16 protein-coding genes are annotated in these 16,076 nt (G+C 52.2%); 6 read left to right on the forward strand and 10 right to left on the reverse strand.

Features of this window, described 5'->3' with window-relative positions; genetic code table 11:
* Positions 1 to 198, forward strand: a 198-nt coding sequence (locus VMT71_10970) for a response regulator (protein ID HVN24483.1), incomplete at its 5' end; no start/stop codon positions are given.
* Positions 199 to 370: 172 nt separating this feature from the next.
* On the opposite strand, the gene VMT71_10975 is transcribed toward VMT71_10970, so the two are convergent.
* The 8 genes from VMT71_10975 to VMT71_11010 form a co-directional block, all read right to left on the reverse strand.
* Positions 371 to 1,348, reverse strand: a complete 978-nt coding sequence (locus VMT71_10975; GenBank protein HVN24484.1) for an ABC transporter substrate-binding protein — start codon at positions 1,346 to 1,348, stop codon at positions 371 to 373.
* Between the two features lie 518 nt (positions 1,349 to 1,866).
* Positions 1,867 to 3,483, reverse strand: a complete 1,617-nt coding sequence (locus VMT71_10980; protein ID HVN24485.1) for a class I adenylate-forming enzyme family protein — start codon at positions 3,481 to 3,483, stop codon at positions 1,867 to 1,869.
* A gap of 6 nt (positions 3,484 to 3,489) precedes the next feature.
* The gene (locus VMT71_10985) at positions 3,490 to 4,236 is read right to left on the reverse strand and encodes an ABC transporter ATP-binding protein (GenBank protein HVN24486.1); all 747 of its coding nucleotides are present in this window, start codon (positions 4,234 to 4,236) and stop codon (positions 3,490 to 3,492) included.
* A gap of 112 nt (positions 4,237 to 4,348) precedes the next feature.
* Positions 4,349 to 5,092: an ABC transporter ATP-binding protein gene (locus tag VMT71_10990; protein ID HVN24487.1), complete on the reverse strand. Its 744-nt coding sequence runs from the start codon at positions 5,090 to 5,092 to the stop codon at positions 4,349 to 4,351.
* On the reverse strand, positions 5,092 to 6,105 hold the full coding sequence (locus tag VMT71_10995) for a branched-chain amino acid ABC transporter permease (GenBank protein ID HVN24488.1): 1,014 nt from the start codon (positions 6,103 to 6,105) through the stop codon (positions 5,092 to 5,094). Before VMT71_10995 ends, VMT71_10990 begins: the two co-directional genes overlap by 1 nt.
* 62 nt (positions 6,106 to 6,167) lie before the next feature.
* Positions 6,168 to 7,028: a branched-chain amino acid ABC transporter permease gene (locus tag VMT71_11000; GenBank protein ID HVN24489.1), complete on the reverse strand. Its 861-nt coding sequence runs from the start codon at positions 7,026 to 7,028 to the stop codon at positions 6,168 to 6,170.
* Between the two features lie 4 nt (positions 7,029 to 7,032).
* Positions 7,033 to 8,286: an ABC transporter substrate-binding protein gene (locus VMT71_11005; GenBank protein HVN24490.1), complete on the reverse strand. Its 1,254-nt coding sequence runs from the start codon at positions 8,284 to 8,286 to the stop codon at positions 7,033 to 7,035.
* A gap of 111 nt (positions 8,287 to 8,397) precedes the next feature.
* On the reverse strand, positions 8,398 to 9,645 hold the full coding sequence (locus tag VMT71_11010) for an ABC transporter substrate-binding protein (protein HVN24491.1): 1,248 nt from the start codon (positions 9,643 to 9,645) through the stop codon (positions 8,398 to 8,400).
* 143 nt (positions 9,646 to 9,788) lie between these two features.
* Here VMT71_11010 and lpxK point away from each other — a divergent pair, with 143 nt between their 5' ends.
* The 5 genes from lpxK to VMT71_11035 all read left to right on the forward strand — a co-directional run bounded on the left by lpxK (position 9,789) and on the right by VMT71_11035 (position 15,385).
* Positions 9,789 to 10,841 (forward strand): tetraacyldisaccharide 4'-kinase, encoded by a 1,053-nt coding sequence (gene lpxK, locus VMT71_11015; GenBank protein HVN24492.1) that lies wholly within the window; start codon positions 9,789 to 9,791, stop codon positions 10,839 to 10,841.
* A complete protein-coding gene (locus VMT71_11020; protein HVN24493.1) occupies positions 10,831 to 12,360 on the forward strand; it encodes a 2-isopropylmalate synthase in 1,530 nt (509 codons plus the stop codon). Before lpxK ends, VMT71_11020 begins: the two co-directional genes overlap by 11 nt.
* Before the next feature lie 261 nt (positions 12,361 to 12,621).
* Positions 12,622 to 13,884: a 3-isopropylmalate dehydratase large subunit gene (gene leuC / locus VMT71_11025; GenBank protein ID HVN24494.1), complete on the forward strand. Its 1,263-nt coding sequence runs from the start codon at positions 12,622 to 12,624 to the stop codon at positions 13,882 to 13,884.
* Entirely contained in the window at positions 13,881 to 14,372 is a 492-nt protein-coding gene (locus tag VMT71_11030) for a 3-isopropylmalate dehydratase small subunit (GenBank protein HVN24495.1), read from the forward strand. The genes leuC and VMT71_11030 overlap by 4 nt, the downstream gene beginning before the upstream one ends.
* A complete protein-coding gene (locus VMT71_11035) occupies positions 14,369 to 15,385 on the forward strand; it encodes an aspartate-semialdehyde dehydrogenase (protein HVN24496.1) in 1,017 nt (338 codons plus the stop codon). Before VMT71_11030 ends, VMT71_11035 begins: the two co-directional genes overlap by 4 nt.
* A gap of 125 nt (positions 15,386 to 15,510) precedes the next feature.
* Here VMT71_11035 and VMT71_11040 read toward each other — a convergent pair whose 3' ends face one another.
* Positions 15,511 to 15,765, reverse strand: coding sequence for a hypothetical protein (locus VMT71_11040; GenBank protein ID HVN24497.1), 255 nt, complete (start codon positions 15,763 to 15,765; stop codon positions 15,511 to 15,513).
* 29 nt (positions 15,766 to 15,794) lie between these two features.
* A partial coding sequence (locus tag VMT71_11045) for a cation:proton antiporter (GenBank protein ID HVN24498.1) occupies positions 15,795 to 16,076 on the reverse strand: 282 nt, incomplete at its 5' end.

The raw sequence follows: 16,076 nt of genomic DNA on the forward strand, positions 1-16,076 counted from the left end.
GGGCTCACGGGGTTGGAGCTTGCAAAGGAGATCCTTGCCCTGAGGCCTGATATGCCTATCATCATGTGCACGGGCTTCAGTCACGTCGTGGATGCCCACTCCGCAAAGGCAGCCGGCATAAGGGCCTTTACCATGAAACCCCTGATCAAGAAAGAGATAGCGCAAACGATCAGAGGAGTACTCGATAAAGAGAGCTGAACTCCATTGGTTCTCCTTGTCTATCGATAGTCTGCCAAGCATCATGCGGGTCATGCCAACTACCGCCTCGTCATCGTCTGTCAACAAAGTGTCTTGTTAATGTATTGCCTTTTCTCCAGTCGTACGGGTATGGTCCTGACCCGCAAAGGAACGGCGTGATTCTTTTGGACCGCTATGCGCAAGATAACGAATTCCATTTGCAATGGTAGATCTTTTCATACAAAGCAAAGTAACGTTTCCAGGAAGACATTGATAGAAGAGCAAACTCTATATTGAAGACGCCATCACCGAGTGTTCCCATATCCCTTTCGAACATCGCAGAGGGGCATGCCCCGCCAAAACCAAACGCTATCTTGTAACTCAAGTGCGGTCCCATTCCGAGCCTGACCGCTTCCTTTATGGTCGGCTGGGCACCGGGGTTAACCATAATACCGAGGGCCAGATCCACATTGTTCTGCTTCAGCCACATCAGCTGGGTGGTCGGCGCTGTGCTGGGCACCAGAGGAACATACTGGACACCTGCGAACTCATACCCCGTTTTCTTGAGATAATTCTCCATCTCGGGTATCTCCATCGATTTGCCCATGGCGTTGTCAGCGGTAAGGTAGGCGACTTTTGGTTTGCGTTTTTCCTTCCAATTCTCTTTGAACCAATCTGCAATGGAGGCCAGGCTGTCGGTGTAGAGCGGATAATGGGTGAAGATCGTTTGCGGGGGTTTCAGCAGAAAGGGGCCGGCGGTGAAACTTACGGCACCCACGCGGTCGGCATTCAGCCTTTCTTTCAGCGCCAGCGCCTGCGGGGATCCTGACACAGCAAACACCAAGATCCCTTTCGCTTTCAGCTCCTCGTAAATGCTCAAGGCCTTAGCCGGCTTCAACTCATCGTCACGCCACAGCACCTCAAGCGTCAGATCAGCCGGAAACTTCTCGCTTCGCCATGGAGCCATGCGTTTCGTCTCATTGACGTATTTCGCATAATCTTCAAAGGCAGCCAGAACCGCTGCAACATTCTCGGCGTAAGCGCCGGTCAAAGCCATGCTGCCGCCGATGTACACTGTTTTTGGGGCAGCCGCAGCGCCGGGAACAAATAGGAATACCGCTAAGGGGATAATTACCATCAGAGCCGTTACCATCGATTTAACCTTGCCCATTGCTCCTCCTTTGTTATTCTATTTACGTACGAGCTCTGATGCATCTTACTGCCCATCCATAAGAGAGACAAGAAAAAAATCAAGACTTTCACCAGCGTGCAGACTGCCCCGATGCACTACCGCGATTATCCCATCTATAATGCGGAGTATTCGCTTTGATAGAGGCGCCGCCGGATTTCCCGGCCCCTACGGGGAAGCACGGCTTATTTCAAAAAACACTACTTAATTACAAAGGTATAGCCGTGGTGGGGATGCTTCGCGGGGAATGTTCATATCAGACTAAATTTCGATGCATAACAGGCTGGAGGGCAACGAAGTCAGACGCAAAAGACAGGCCAGCATGGCTCCTGGGCGGCAAGTAAAACGCTTCAGGTGCGCGAAGCTCAAGTGACGAGGAGCGGAGGCGTACCTCGGGGTACGTTGGAGCGTGCCACCCACGAATGAAAATATTGGTCGGTCGTGGGTACCCGGCTAAGACAGAGGTCAGAATGCAGACGGACGTTTGACGTTGCCGCCCATCACTCCTCGAAGCGCTTGCGTTCCTCCTGGCGCAGTTCTCGGCGAAGAAGTTTCCCTACTTTCGATTTGGGCAGCATGTCGCGGAACTCTATGTAGTTGGGCACCTTGTAGGACGCGAGGTGCTCCCTGCACCAGTGGATCAGCTCGTAGCCGGTAACGCCTTTCACATCTTCCTTCAGCACCACGAAAGCTTTGATGCGCTCCCCCACCTTGTCATCCGGTACGCCCACGGCACAGGCGGAGAGAACAGCCGGGTGTTCCTGCAGCGCTGCCTCTATCTCAGATGATGAAACACGATACCCCTTGTGCTTGATGGTATCGGCCGTCCTGTCCACAAAATAGAAAAAATCATTCTCATCTTTTCGGACAACATCGCCGGTCCTGTACCACCGGTCGCCGTCTATATCGAGAAAAGCCTCTTGCGTCTCCTCTTCCTTGTTCCAGTAGGCGCCTACCATGTGGGGTGAGGAGACGATCAGTTCCCCTGCTTCTCCCGGCCGCACCTCTTCCAGTGTGTTCTCGTCAATGATGCGCACCTTCTTTGTCCGCAAGACCTTTCCTATGGTGCCAGGGGGTCGTATTTCCTCAACCGGCGGCATGGTAACGCCACCGCACGTCTCCGTCGCCCCGTACCCTTCGTAAATCTCCTTTCCGAATTTCTCTTTCCACCGTCGCGCCGTTTCCTGGGGCAGCACGTCCCCTCCGCTGAAGCAGTAGGCCAGAGAGGAGAGATCGTAGAAATCTACACGGTCGTTCTCCAGAATCATCCGGTAGAGCGCGGGAACACCGAAGAACGTCTTTGCCTTATAACGTTCGATGGAGTAAAGGAGAGCGTCGATATTGACTTTCGGCATAATGATGACGCAATCGCCGGTCACGCAAAAAGGCCCCACGCCGAAGACCTGGCCGAGAATGTGGAAAAGGGGCCCTCCCTGGAGGATTACATTCTGCGACGGCGGAATGAGAGGATAGCTTATTTCGAGTTGCGCAATAACAGAGTCGAGAAAGAGCGCGTGGTTGATGGGTACACCCTTGGGGCTCTTGGTAGTCCCTCCGGTGTAGAGCATCTCAAGCGGCTCTTTTTCGTCAATGGTTACACCGTCCGCTGTTTCTCTTTTTTTCATCAGATCGGTGAGTCTCGTGATGCCTGGTCCTTTCTCTATTCTGCCTTCCGGAACCCGATCAAAAGCCTTTCCGATGAGGCGCTTGTAACGAGGCAGAAGATCAGCCATGCCGCTCACTATGATGTGGTCCAATGTGCCTTCTTCCCTTAGTTCTTTTGCGTACCCGAAATTTGTATCCGCGCACATGACCGTGCGGGCTCCTGAATCTGTCGCGATATAGCGGAGATCTCTGGAGGTGTAGATTGGCGCAATGGGCACTGCCGTCGCTCCTATCTTCTGGATGGAGAGCCAGCTTATAATCCACTGGGGCGTGTTGGGCATGTAAATAATTATTTTGTCGCGCTCTTTGAGACCGAGCGATCGCAGCCCGGTCGAGAGACACTCCACTCCTGCCAGGACGTCGCCGTAGGTGAGTACCTCGCCGAGATAAATAATCGAGGGCATTCCTCTGTACCGGTTTACGACTTCAATAAAGGATTGATACACATTCATTGAAAACTACACTCCAAAATATGCAGCCTTTATCTCAGGATTGTTGTAGAGTTCCTCACCAGTGCCATGCAGTGTGAGCATGCCGTTTTCAAGAACATACCCCCGGTTGATGATTGGGAGCACCGGCCGTGCGAACTGCTCGCAAATCAGAATGGTTACGTTCGCTTCTTTTCGGATTGCCACGATCGAATCGATGAGCTTGACCTGTATTGCCGGAGCCAGACCGAGAAGCGGCTCGTCGAGCAGCATGAGTTTCGGTTTGGCCATCAGCGACATGCCGATAGCGAGCATCTGCTGTTCGCCGCCGCTCAGAAATCCAGCCTTACGCCTTCGCAACGGGACGAGAGCAGGGAAGATCTGATAAACATACGACATCATGCCCTTCTTTTCGGTTTTGGGAAGAAGATAGGAGGCGATCTTCAGATTCTCTTCCACGTCGCTCTCGACGAACACGGGGTGGCGCTCCCTCGAAAGCACGAGGCCCATTTTTACCCGTTCATCAGGCCAGACAGCGGTTATATCCCGGTTCAGGAAAGAGATCTTGCCAAATATGTTTATTCTCTCGCCTCCTTTGCGCTGCTCCTTCAGCCTGGTGTCGAGAAGGAGGCCGGATACAGTATTCATGAGGGTCGTCTTGCCGGCACTGTTCGAGCCGATGACGCCGACGATCTCCCCCTCATTGATCTCTATCGAAAGGTCGTTTATGGCGATCGCATTCTCATAGAAGACCATCAGATTCTCAACCTTCAGCATCAAATCACCTGTTACGCGACATCACGCCCAAGGCGTGGTTACGAGTTGCGCGTTAAGAAAAGAATTTGGAACCCGAAACTCGTAACCCGTAACGTGTCTTTTCTCTCGGCCTTTATACTTCCACCCCCAGGTACGCCTTCTTCACTTCTTCGTCTTCGAGGATCTCCTTCGGAGGCCCTTCTTTTATCTTCTTTCCGTAGTTCAGTACGATTACCTTGTCGGCTATGCGGAAGAGCTCTTTGAGCCGGTGCTCCACCATGATAATGGTCTTTCCTTCCAGAAGAAGCTTCTCTATGATAGGTATGATGCTCGTCACCTCTGCAATAGATAGCCCGGAGAAGAGCTCATCCAGTATGAGCACGTCACTCCGCAAAGCCATCAGTCTCGCGAGCTCAAGTCTTTTCAAATAGCCATGAGGAAGAACGCTCGCGGGTTTGTAGGGTACGGACGAATCTCTTTCAAAGCCCACCTCCTCCAACACGTCGAGCGCCACTGCGTCTTTGTCTCCGTAGCCCCCACCTGAGGCTGCCTTGACCCTGTTGGAAGATAGGGGTACGATCATGTTCTTAAATGCGGGAAGGTGAAAAAAGGGTTTGACCATCTGGAAGGCTCTGCCGATTCCCATGTTGGCAATCTTATACGGTGACTTTCCAAGCAATTCTTTTTCTTTAAAGAGCACGCTTCCGTGGTCGGGTTTCACGAAGCCGGTTATGATATTGACAAGGGTAGTTTTGCCTGAGCCGTTAGGGCCGATGATGCCGAGGAGCGTGTTTTCTCTTACATCAACGCTCACGTCCTCCAGGGCTTTCACGCCCCCGAAACTCTTCGTAACTCCCCGTACAGCAAGGATGGCCATTATTCCAGCTTCACCCACCTTTCCGTTTCGCTATATTTCCTCGAAAAGTAATGGAAAATGCCTTCTGGCAGGGCCACCACGCATATGACGAGAATGAGACCGTAAAAGACGATGCGCAATGTCCCGAACTCCCGCAAGATTTCTGAAAGCGGGACAAGAACAAAAGCCCCCAGGAGCGGGCCCGCAAGCGTGCCGATACCGCCAATCGCGGACGCGGCAATCGGCAGAATGGAAAATTCCAACGCGAAGACGGGCATTCCGGTAAACATGTAGGAATGGGTCATGAACGCGCCGCAAAAGGCGCAGATACAGCTTCCCACAAATAAAGCCTGTGCTTTGAATTTATAGATGTTGATCCCGGAAGCCATGGTCGCCCTGTCGTTATCATTGATGCTCACAAATATGAGCCCGTAGTCCGAAGTAATAAGGCGTCGCAACGCGAATAGCGCGACCCACATCCCCAGTATGATCGTGGTCAGTTCAACCCATATGTTTGGATAAGGGCTCAAGCCGGTTAATCCCTCTGTGCCGCCGAGGATTTTGGTCGCCTCTATCAACCTGATAAGCATGAGCGGCAGGATGAGCGTCACCATGGCGAAATAGATGCCTCGTAGCCTGATAACCGGAAGGAGCATCACCGTGGAGAGAAGCCCCCCCACCACCGTTGCGATCGGGATGGTGAGGAAAACGGGAATGCCGAAGTAATGATTCAAGCTGCCTGCGGTATAAGAACCGATACCAAAAAAGAGCGCCTGACCCAGCGATAATAATCCGCAGGTTGACAGGAAATCCCAGGAGACCGCGAGCATCGCGTAGATGCAGGTTGTGATTAGCACTTTCTTCCAGTAGAGCGGCAGAAAACATGCGAGCAGTGCAACGCCGATGACAGGGACGACCCTCGGAAACAGGAGATACCACATTTCTTTGTACGACGTGAGGGCGTAGACGTCATCAGAGCGGGCCTTTACGCCCCTTGCGATACGTTCTTTCCGCTGGTGTGCTTCACTCTTCATCTTGTCCTTTTACGCCTCTCAACTCAACACTCAAAACTCAACACTTAGCACTGTCTTTTCCTTCACACCCTTTCCTCCAATTCTTTCTGATGTCCGAGAAGCCCGGAAGGCTTGACCGCAAGTATGATGAGTATCGCGCAAAGGCTTACAATCATGGTCCAGTGGGGGGAAAGGTACATTGCGGTTAGCGTCTGCGCGTAGCCTATGATGAAGCTCGCGATGATGACGCCGAAGGTGCTGCCCAAACCTCCAACAATACAGACGGAAAGCGCATTGATCAATACATCGTATCCGCTATCGACGGTAATTGTTCCGAGCGGGAGAATAACTATGGCGGCGAAGGCCCCGAGCGCCGATCCCATGCCCATGCTCAGACTCGCAATGCGCTCGGGATTTATACCAAGGGAGAGTGAGGTATGCTCTTCCTGGGCTATTGCCCTGAATGCCAGCCCTATTCTTGTGTAGTGCGTGAATGCATAAATGGCGAGAATAAGCAGAATCCCCAAGGCTATGATCAGCAACCTCTGAATATCGACATATGCACCGAAGATTTCTACTGATCCCTTTATGAAGGGCGGCAGGGAGTATCTGAAACCTATGAAGCCGATGGTGCGTAGAAGTTCGAGCAGTACGAGGGCAACTCCGAATGTGGCAATGACTTCGGATATGATTAGCCCACGTATTCGATTGAGTATTGCCTTATAAAGATAGACACCCCCGATGCCGATCAGCACGATGGTGATTATCGCTGACACAGCAAAGGGCAGATGAACTATCTCGATAAGACTCCAGGTAAGAAAACCGGCAACGACATATATAGCACCGTATGAGAAGTTCGCCACCCCGCTTATTCCGAAGGTCAGATTAAACCCGAGAGCCATCAGGGCAAGGATAGCGCTGTTTATAAGACCGTAAACAATCACGCAGCTATTTCGACCACACCGGTTTTTCTATTTTTCCGTCAGCCACGGCTTCAGGATATACAATGACCCTTTCTCCCTTTCTCCACTGGAACCAGACGCCTATGCCGCCGGTCTTGGGGTCCTCTCCATATAACAGCTGATGGCCCTGGTCAAACTTCAGTCTGCCCACAACTCCTCCTGCCATGTCGGTCGCAGCGAGAGCAGCAGATACTTTATCAGGATCCAGTGTTCCTGCTTTTTCTATGGCGGCAGCCAGCATGTATACTGCATCGTAGGAGGCGCCGACCCCGTGGCCTGCCTGCGGGCTCTCCTTCCATCGTTTTGTGTATGCCTCATAAAACTTTGTCGCAGGAGGATACGCCTTCACCGGAATCGGGCCGATGTCTTCTATGATATTCAATGAACCCTCAATCTCATTACCAAAGGTGCTCCATGCTTTCGAGCCCATGAGCGGGCCATTATAGCCGGCCATTAAGGCCGGAATCCTCATGCTCGCCCACTGCTTCACCAGAATGCCGCTCGTAGGCATATCGAATACCACCAGAATAAGCTCTGCGCCGCCTGATCTTGCCTTCATCAGCGCCGAGGAGAAATCTGAAGCACCGGTCGGATACTTTTCAAATCCGAGCACAGTCCAGCCGTTCTCCTTGTACCAGGCTTCCATCATCGAGCCTGTGGCTGTTGCCCAGAGCACATCCTGAGTCGCAATGAATACCTTCTTGTAGCCAAACTCTTTACCAATCAACTTCATCAAGCCGCTCATGTATTTGGAGAGGCCGGTGGCTTCAAGACATACCCTGAACGAGTATTTGTACTTCTCAGGATTGCTCAGCACCTTTTCCTGGAACTTGGGGGACATTGGAATACTGCCGATATTAATCACCTTGTATTTGGAGTAAATGTCCATTGCAGCCAGGAGCGCCTCCGACCTGAAATTACCCACGAGGGCAGCATATATCTTCTTATCCAAGATAAGTTTTTCAATACCGAGGAGCGCTTCCGAGACAGGGACGCCGGGTTCGCCATCCCTGATATCGAGAGATTCCACCTTTAATAATCGTTTTTCTTTTCCTACGGTGACGCCGCCTTTAGCGTTGATCTCCTCTGCGGCGAGGATCGCAGCCCTGTTGCTTTCGTAACCTTCTATGAGCTTGAGTGAGGTCGGAATGCCCAGGAGAATTGGATCTGCAGCATACGCTGGGCCAATGAGACAAAAGAACAAGACAGAAGAAAAGACCAGCTTTATCGCGCCTCTCATAATGCCCCCCTTTTTTTCAAAATTTTACATGTATGAAGACGCAGCCTGAGTCAGACGGTTGTTACCCTCCATGCTAGCAGTTGGAAGAATTATGTCAAGCAAAAACCGGCATTATTTCATCCAGGCCGGTCTCTGTATCTTAGCTTCAGCTATCGATTCAGGCCAGACAACGGCTGTTTTTCCTTTCTGCCACTGCGTTACGGCTCCGCATGCCGTATTTTTCGGATTCTCCCCGAAAATGAGCTGGTGTCCGCTGTTGAATTTTATTTTTCCCACCACGCCTGCCATATCGGTCTCCTGGATTGCCTTTACAACCTTTTCAGGATCTGTCGTGCCTGACTTTTCGATTGCATCGACAAGAACATAGACTGAGTCGTAGGCAGGAGCAGCGCCGTGGCCTGACTGGATGTCTTCTTTCCATCTTTTCGCATACGCTTCACTGAATTTTATGGTTGGTGGATAGGCCTTAATCGGGAAGTAACCTATTTCGAAGACAACATTCAGGACTCCATCGATCTCACTCCCGAACGTCTTCCACGCCTTGGACCCCATGAGCGGCGATATGAACCCGGCCATGAGCGCAGGGACCTTCATGCTTTCCCACTGTTTCACGAGAATGCCGCTTGTCGGCATGTCGAATATGGCCAGAATTACCTGGACGCCGGCTGATTTCGCTTTCAAGAGACCGGGCGAAAAATCGGACGCACCTACCGGATACTTATCAAAACCGACTACAGTCCAGCTGTTCTCTTTGAACCACTTCTCCATCATGGAACCTGTTCCTGCCGCCCAGAGCACATCCTGTGTGGCGATGAAAACCTTGTTGTACCCGAACTCCTTGGAGATGAACTTCATCATGCTCTGCATATAGCCTGCGAGGTATAGTGAATCTAAACAGTTCCTGAATGAATACTTGTACTTCTCCTTGTCGCTCTGAATCTTTTGCTGGAATGCGGGTGCCATCGCGATCGTTCCTATATTAATGACCTTATATTTTGAGTAGATATCCATGGCAGCGAGAAGCGCCTCAGACCTGAAGTTTCCGACCACCGCCGCATAGATTTTCTTGTCAAGGATCAGCTTTTCAATGCCGAGGAGCGCTTCCGAGGTGGGCACCCCAGGTTCGCCGTCGCGTATGTCGAGCGATTCGACTTTGAGGAGCCTTTTTTCTTTTCCGACCTGCACTCCTCCCCTGGCGTTGATCTCTTCTACGGCGAGAATGGCGGCTTTATTGCCTTCGGCCCCCTCGAGCAGTTTGAGCGATGTGGGAATGCCCAGCGTGATGGTCTGTTGCGCCCCTGCCGAAGTTATGAAGAAAAACAGAAACACGGAAGATAGAAGTGCGGACGTGGTTCTCATAATCCCTCCCCTTGGATTTAGAAATACCTGTCTCATTTCTAAAAGAAAACCTGCAGGATGTCAAGATGAATCTGGACGAGACGGATGGGCTCGATCCCGTTGACTTTCCTACGTTTTTAAAGTAAAGTAACGTCTCCACACTGATGGGCAATATCATAGTCAAGATATGGAGAGGAGAGGCCGGCCTATTTCGCGCCTTCCTTTTCATTCCGCTCGGATTCCTGTCCTTGATTTACAGGGGCTGTCTGGCAATAAGGGAATCTCTTTTTCGGACAGGGATGCTGAAGGTCGAGAAGGCTCATATACCGGTGGTGAGTGTGGGAAATATTACGGTCGGAGGGACCGGCAAAACGCCTGTGGTGGAGTTGCTCTCAAAAAGATTGAAACAGCGGGGGTTCAGCCCGGGCATTGTCACCAGAGGCTACAAGAGGAAGCGAGGCGGCGTGTTTGCTGTAGATGCCAAGGCGGATGACGCAGCGAGTGTCGGGGACGAAGCCCTGATGCTGGCAAAAAAAACCGGGCTCCCTGTGATCGTTGGGAAAAAGAGGATACAGGCCGTAGAGGTTGGCGTGAAAAAGTTCGGGATCGACCTTGCAGTGCTTGATGATGGCTACCAGGTGAGAGACCTGAAAAAAGATCTGGACGTTCTTGTTATCAGCGGTTTTTCAGGCACGCGTGAGGGAGATCTTTTTCCGCTCGGCCCTTATCGGGAGCCGCTCGACATGATACGAAAGGCCGGGGTGATTCTGGTCAGCAGAGGTGAACTAAGTGATGGGACAAAGATGCACGCGTCAGGAATCCCGACGTTCCGTCTGAGGTATCGCCCCACGTTTCTATATAACGTGAAGCGGGACCTCATAGGTCCCTGCACGTACCTTGAAGAGAAGAACGTGCTCGCATTTGCAGGTCTCGGTAATAACCGCTCCTTCTTTGAATCGGTGAAAGAGTTGGGTGCGGATGTGGTCCATACAGTAGAGTTCCCTGATCACCACACGTATACCGCAGCCGACATAGCTCGACTCTTGACATTCAAAGATGCTGAAATGCTTGTTACCACCGAGAAGGATGCGGTGAAACTGAACAGGCTGCCGATTCCGGAGAACCTCTTCTACCTTGCGGTGGAGGCTGTGGTGGAGAGAGAAGAGGAATTCATCGAGTTTGTTGTAAGACGGTTAGGGGGAAAAGATGTCAACTAAGATCCTCATTTTCGACACGACCTTAAGGGACGGAGAGCAGTCGCCCGGCGCTACGATGAACACGCAGGAGAAACTACTCGTAGCTAAGCAGTTGGAGAAACTGGGTGTGGACGTGATCGAAGCCGGGTTTCCGATCGCATCAGAGGATGATTTCAACGCTGTTTCGATGATCGCCAAAACAATCAAGAACTGCCAGGTCGCCGGCCTTTGCCGCGCCAATAGCCTTGATATAGACAGGGCCTGGGAGGCAGTAAAATCGGCAAAGTACCCCAGGATCCATACGTTCATATCCACGTCAGACATTCACCTCAAGTATCAGCTGAAGAAGACCAGAAAGCAGGTCCTGGAAGATGCGGTGGCAGCGGTCAAGCGAGCCTGCTCCTATTGCGACAATGTTGAGTTTTCTGCAATGGACGCCACTCGAAGCGATACGGATTACCTCATAAAGGTAGTGCAGGCAGCGGTGAACGCCGGCGCAAAGGTGATCAACATCCCTGATACGGTAGGCTACATTATGCCCTTCGAATTCGGTCAGCTGATAAGGACCATTATGGAACATGTGAAGGGCATCGAGGGCGTGATTGTCAGCGTCCACTGCCACAACGACCTGGGCCTCGCCGTGGCCAATTCCCTCGCCGCAGTGAAAGAGGGCGCCCGCCAGGTGGAGTGCACCATCAACGGCCTTGGCGAACGCGCAGGCAATGCATCCCTTGAAGAGATCGTGATGGCGATCAAGACCCGCAAAGAGGCATTCGGCTGTCACACCGGAATTGCAACGGAACAACTCTATCCAGCGAGCCGTCTCGTCTCAAAGATTACCGGCATCACGTGCCAGCCGAACAAGGCGATCGTGGGAGCCAATGCCTTTGCGCACGAATCAGGCATCCACCAGGACGGGCTTCTCAAGGACAAGCTCACCTACGAGATCATGACACCCCAGTCTGTGGGGATTCCGGAAAGCAACATTGTGCTCGGCAAGCATTCGGGACGTCATGCCTTCAGAGACCGGATCACTGAACTGGGTTACGTCCTGACGGAAGAGGAGTTGAATCTCGCGTTCAAGCGGTTCAAGGCTCTCTGCGACGTGAAGAAGTACGTCTATGACGAAGACATTGAAATGATCATCATGGACGAGATCTACAAGATACCCGAGAAGTATAAGCTCTCCTACGTGACCGTTGTCTGCGGCAACATGACGGTGCCGACTGCAACAGTTCGGGTAGAGATCGACGGCGCAGTGCATCAGGAAGCAGGGTTTGGGGACGGGCCGGTTGACGCCACGTTCAAGGCGATACGGCGCATCATCAAGACCGAGAGCAAGGTGGCCAAGTTCTATATCAACGCCATCACCGGCGGCACCGATGCCCAGGGAGAGGCCTTTGTCAAGCTGGAGGAGAAGGGGGTCTCCGTGATCGGCAAAGGAGTGGACACAGATATCGTCGTGGCCTCGGGCAAGGCATATGTTAACGCCCTCAACAAGCTCGAGTTCGTAAAACGAAGAAAGGTGGAGACGCTGTAACACCGATTTACATGCAAGCGGGGAGGCAGGACCGGCACGAGGAGAAATTCTAAATTCTAATTTCGAAATCCTAAACAATTTCGAATGACCAAAATGTAAAGAAAGGATCAGCCTCAGCCTTCAGTTTGGATATTTGATATTCGGGTTTGTTTAGGATTTAGATATTCGAAATTCGGATTTCAGTTACTGATGCAGTGCAGGGGAGGAATGGCGCACGCTGCGATACAGATTCCTTTAGCATGAGTGGAGGATGGAGACATTATGGGAATGACGATCACGGAAAAGATACTGGCAGCGCATGCAGGAAAATCGTTTGTGGAGCCTGGAGAAATCATTGACGCAAAGCTGGACATTGCATTGGCAAACGATATCACGGCTCCGCTCTCACTCGAAGAGTTCGACAAGGTCGGCGCAAAGGGTGTATTCGATCCTGAAAAAGTAGTTCTTGTACTTGACCATTTTACGCCGACCAAAGACATCATCTCCGCTGAGAACTGCAAAACCATCAGAGAGTTTGCGCACAAATACGGCATCACCAATTTCTACGAGGGCGGTGCCTGCGGCATCGAGCATGCGCTGCTGCCGGAAGAAGGGCTGGTGCTTCCCGGCGATGTGGTAATCGGCGCGGACAGCCACACCTGCACTTACGGTGCCGTAGGAGCTTTTGCAACGGGTGTTGGAAGCACTGATCTGACGTACGGCATGGTAACCGGTACTCTCTGGCTCAAAGTGCCGGAGAGCATAAAGTTCGTCTGCCACGGGAAATGGCAGAAATGGGCAACGGGCAAGGATCTGATCCTTTACATCATCGGCCGTATTGGCGTCGAGGGCGCGCTCTATGCGGCAATGGAATTTCATGGGGAAGCGATTGCCGCGCTCTCGATGGACTCGCGGTTCACGATTGCAAACATGGCCATAGAGGCGGGCGGGAAAAACGGCATATTCCACGTTGACAAGAAGACCGAGGAGTTCGTTTCGGGCCGCGCGAAAAGGCCTTACAAGGTTTATGAAAGTGACAAGGACGCGAAGTACCGCGAAATCCACGAGGTCGATGTCAGCAAGATGGGACTTCAGGTTGCGCTTCCCTTTCTGCCGTCGAATGCGAAAGATGTTCGTGAAGTGAAAAACATTGCAATCGATCAGTCGGTCATCGGCTCATGCACCAACGGCAGGCTGGAAGACTTGAGTATAGCAGCGGAGATTCTCCGCGGTCACAAAGTGGCCAAAGGTGTGCGCTGCATAGTCATCCCTGCCACGCCGAAGATTTACCGGGAGGCACTCAATCGCGGCTACTTCGAAATATTTCTCGATGCCGGCTGCATCATCTCGCCGCCTACGTGCGGTCCGTGCCTGGGCGGCCACATGGGCGTGCTGGCCGGCGGTGAACGCTCTGTCTCTACCACGAACCGCAATTTTGTCGGAAGGATGGGGCATCATGAGAGCGAAGTCTATCTGGCTGGAGCTGCTGTTGCCGCAGCGAGCGCGATCAAAGGAGAGATAGCCCATCCGGAGGAGGTCCTATGATCTTGAAAGGCAAAGTCTGGAAGTTCGGAGACAACATTGATACAGACATCATCATCCCGGCGCGCTATCTTGCGTACACGGACCCTAAGGTGCTTGGTTCGCATTGCATGGAGCCTCTTTCGCCTGACTTCCATAAAAAGGTTGCCAAGGGGGATATTATAGTGGGTGGTTCCAATTTCGGATGCGGCTCGTCTCGTGAGCATGCTCCCATAGCAATTCTGGCTCTCGGGATCCCGGTGGTGATCGCGAAAAGTTTTGCACGGATCTTTTACAGAAATTCGTTTAACAAGGGGCTCGCACTGCTCGAAGCTGACATTGTCGATAGAGTGAAAGGCGGGGACGTACTGGAGGTTGATCTTTCAGCAGGCAGAATCAAAGGGCCTGGTATAGACGTGATGGCAAAGCCAATTCCACCGTTTATGATCGAGTTGATCAATGATGGTGGATTGATGAATTATCTCAAAAAGAAACTGGAGACAAGAGCATGAAAGAGTTTAATGTTGCGGTTGTGGGCGCCACGGGCGCTGTCGGAAATGAGATGATAGAGACGCTCCAGCACAGGAAATTTCCGGTAAGGAGCCTCAAGCTCCTTGCCTCGGAGCGAAGCCTCGGTGTGAGCCTTTCGTACAAGGGTGAGGATGTACCGGTCGATGTCCTGAAAGAGGATTCGTTTAAAGGCATTCAGATCGGTCTTTTCTCTGCGGGCGGCTCGATAAGCCAGAAGTTTGCGCCCATAGCGGCCGCAGAAGGCTGCGTGGTGATCGATAACACGAGTGCATTCAGAATGGATCCGGATGTTCCCCTAGTTGTGCCGGAAGTAAACGCGCATGCGATCAAGGACTACGGGAAGAAAGGAATCATCGCCAATCCCAACTGTTCAACCATACAGATGGTCGTTGCGCTCAAACCCCTGCACGATGCCGCAAGGATCAAACGCATTGTGGTCTCGACCTATCAGGCGGTCTCTGGAACAGGCAAGAAAGCCATATACGAACTGGAGACACAGGTGCGGGCCCTCTTCAACAATCAAGACATCGAGAAAAAGGTCTATCCCCACCAGATAGCTTTTAACTGCCTGCCGCACATCGATGTCTTTCTTGAAAACGGATACACCAAGGAAGAGATGAAGATGGTCAACGAGACCAAGAAGATCATGGAGGATGAGACCATCCAGGTGACTGCCACGACCGTCAGGGTGCCGGTCTTTTATGGTCATTCAGAATCGGTCAATATTGAGTTTGAAAAAGAGCTGACGCCTGAAGCAGCGCGGAAGCTTCTCACATCCGCGCCCGGGGTGAAGGTTGTAGACGATCCGAAAAAGAATGAGTATCCGCTTGCCATTTACGCGGCAGGCAAAGATGAAACATTTGTGGGCCGCATACGCAAGGACGAATCGGTTAAGTACGGGCTTAACATGTGGGTTGTTGCAGACAACATTAGAAAAGGCGCGGCTCTCAACGCCGTGCAGATTGCCGAGATACTGGCGGAGAAGTATTTGTAAGAAGAACCGACGAATCGAATAGTCAATCAATCTTTTTGAAGGCCCCCTTTCAAATCAAGGGGGCCTTTCCGTTAAGCGCGGCTTTGGTCTCACGCCAAGGAATAGCGCATACACTCGCGCGCCATCTATTCGATTACTTCGTCCGGGTAGATTGGCGCACACCTGCAAAAATACTCCTCCAGGAGGCCTCTGCCGCTCTGCGCACCGGGATCAGAATACACTTCCATCAACTCCCACGCTTCCACGAGCCCTTTGAATATATCGTCAAGCCGGTCGAGCACTTCACGGTCCGGCTCCCGACTAAAAGCCCTGGAGAGGAGAAGGCAAAACGCGACGCGAAGTTGACCGAGCGCATCGGATGACACATTCAGTGACTGCAAAGCTGCTAACGCGCTCTGTTGAAGAGGGATTACTTGATAATTCTGGTAAGAACTGTGCTGAGCAGCGCGAGGAAGAGCACGTACGCGGCGGTCGTCGGTCTTATAGCCGCGTCAATACTCGCCCCCAAACCGGCAATCACGATGGAGAACTCGCCGCGTGCAACCAGTGCCGCACCGGCGCGCCAACCTCCGCGCTTCTCCACGCCGGCGCGTCTGCACGCCCAGTAGCCGGTCACTAGTTTTGTTAATGCACTTGCAATTCCAAGGCACAGCGCCGCGGGCAACACGGGAATAAGTGTCGCCGGGTCAAT

Source organism: Syntrophorhabdales bacterium (genome assembly GCA_035541455.1).
GTDB lineage: Bacteria > Desulfobacterota > Syntrophorhabdia > Syntrophorhabdales > WCHB1-27 > JADGQN01.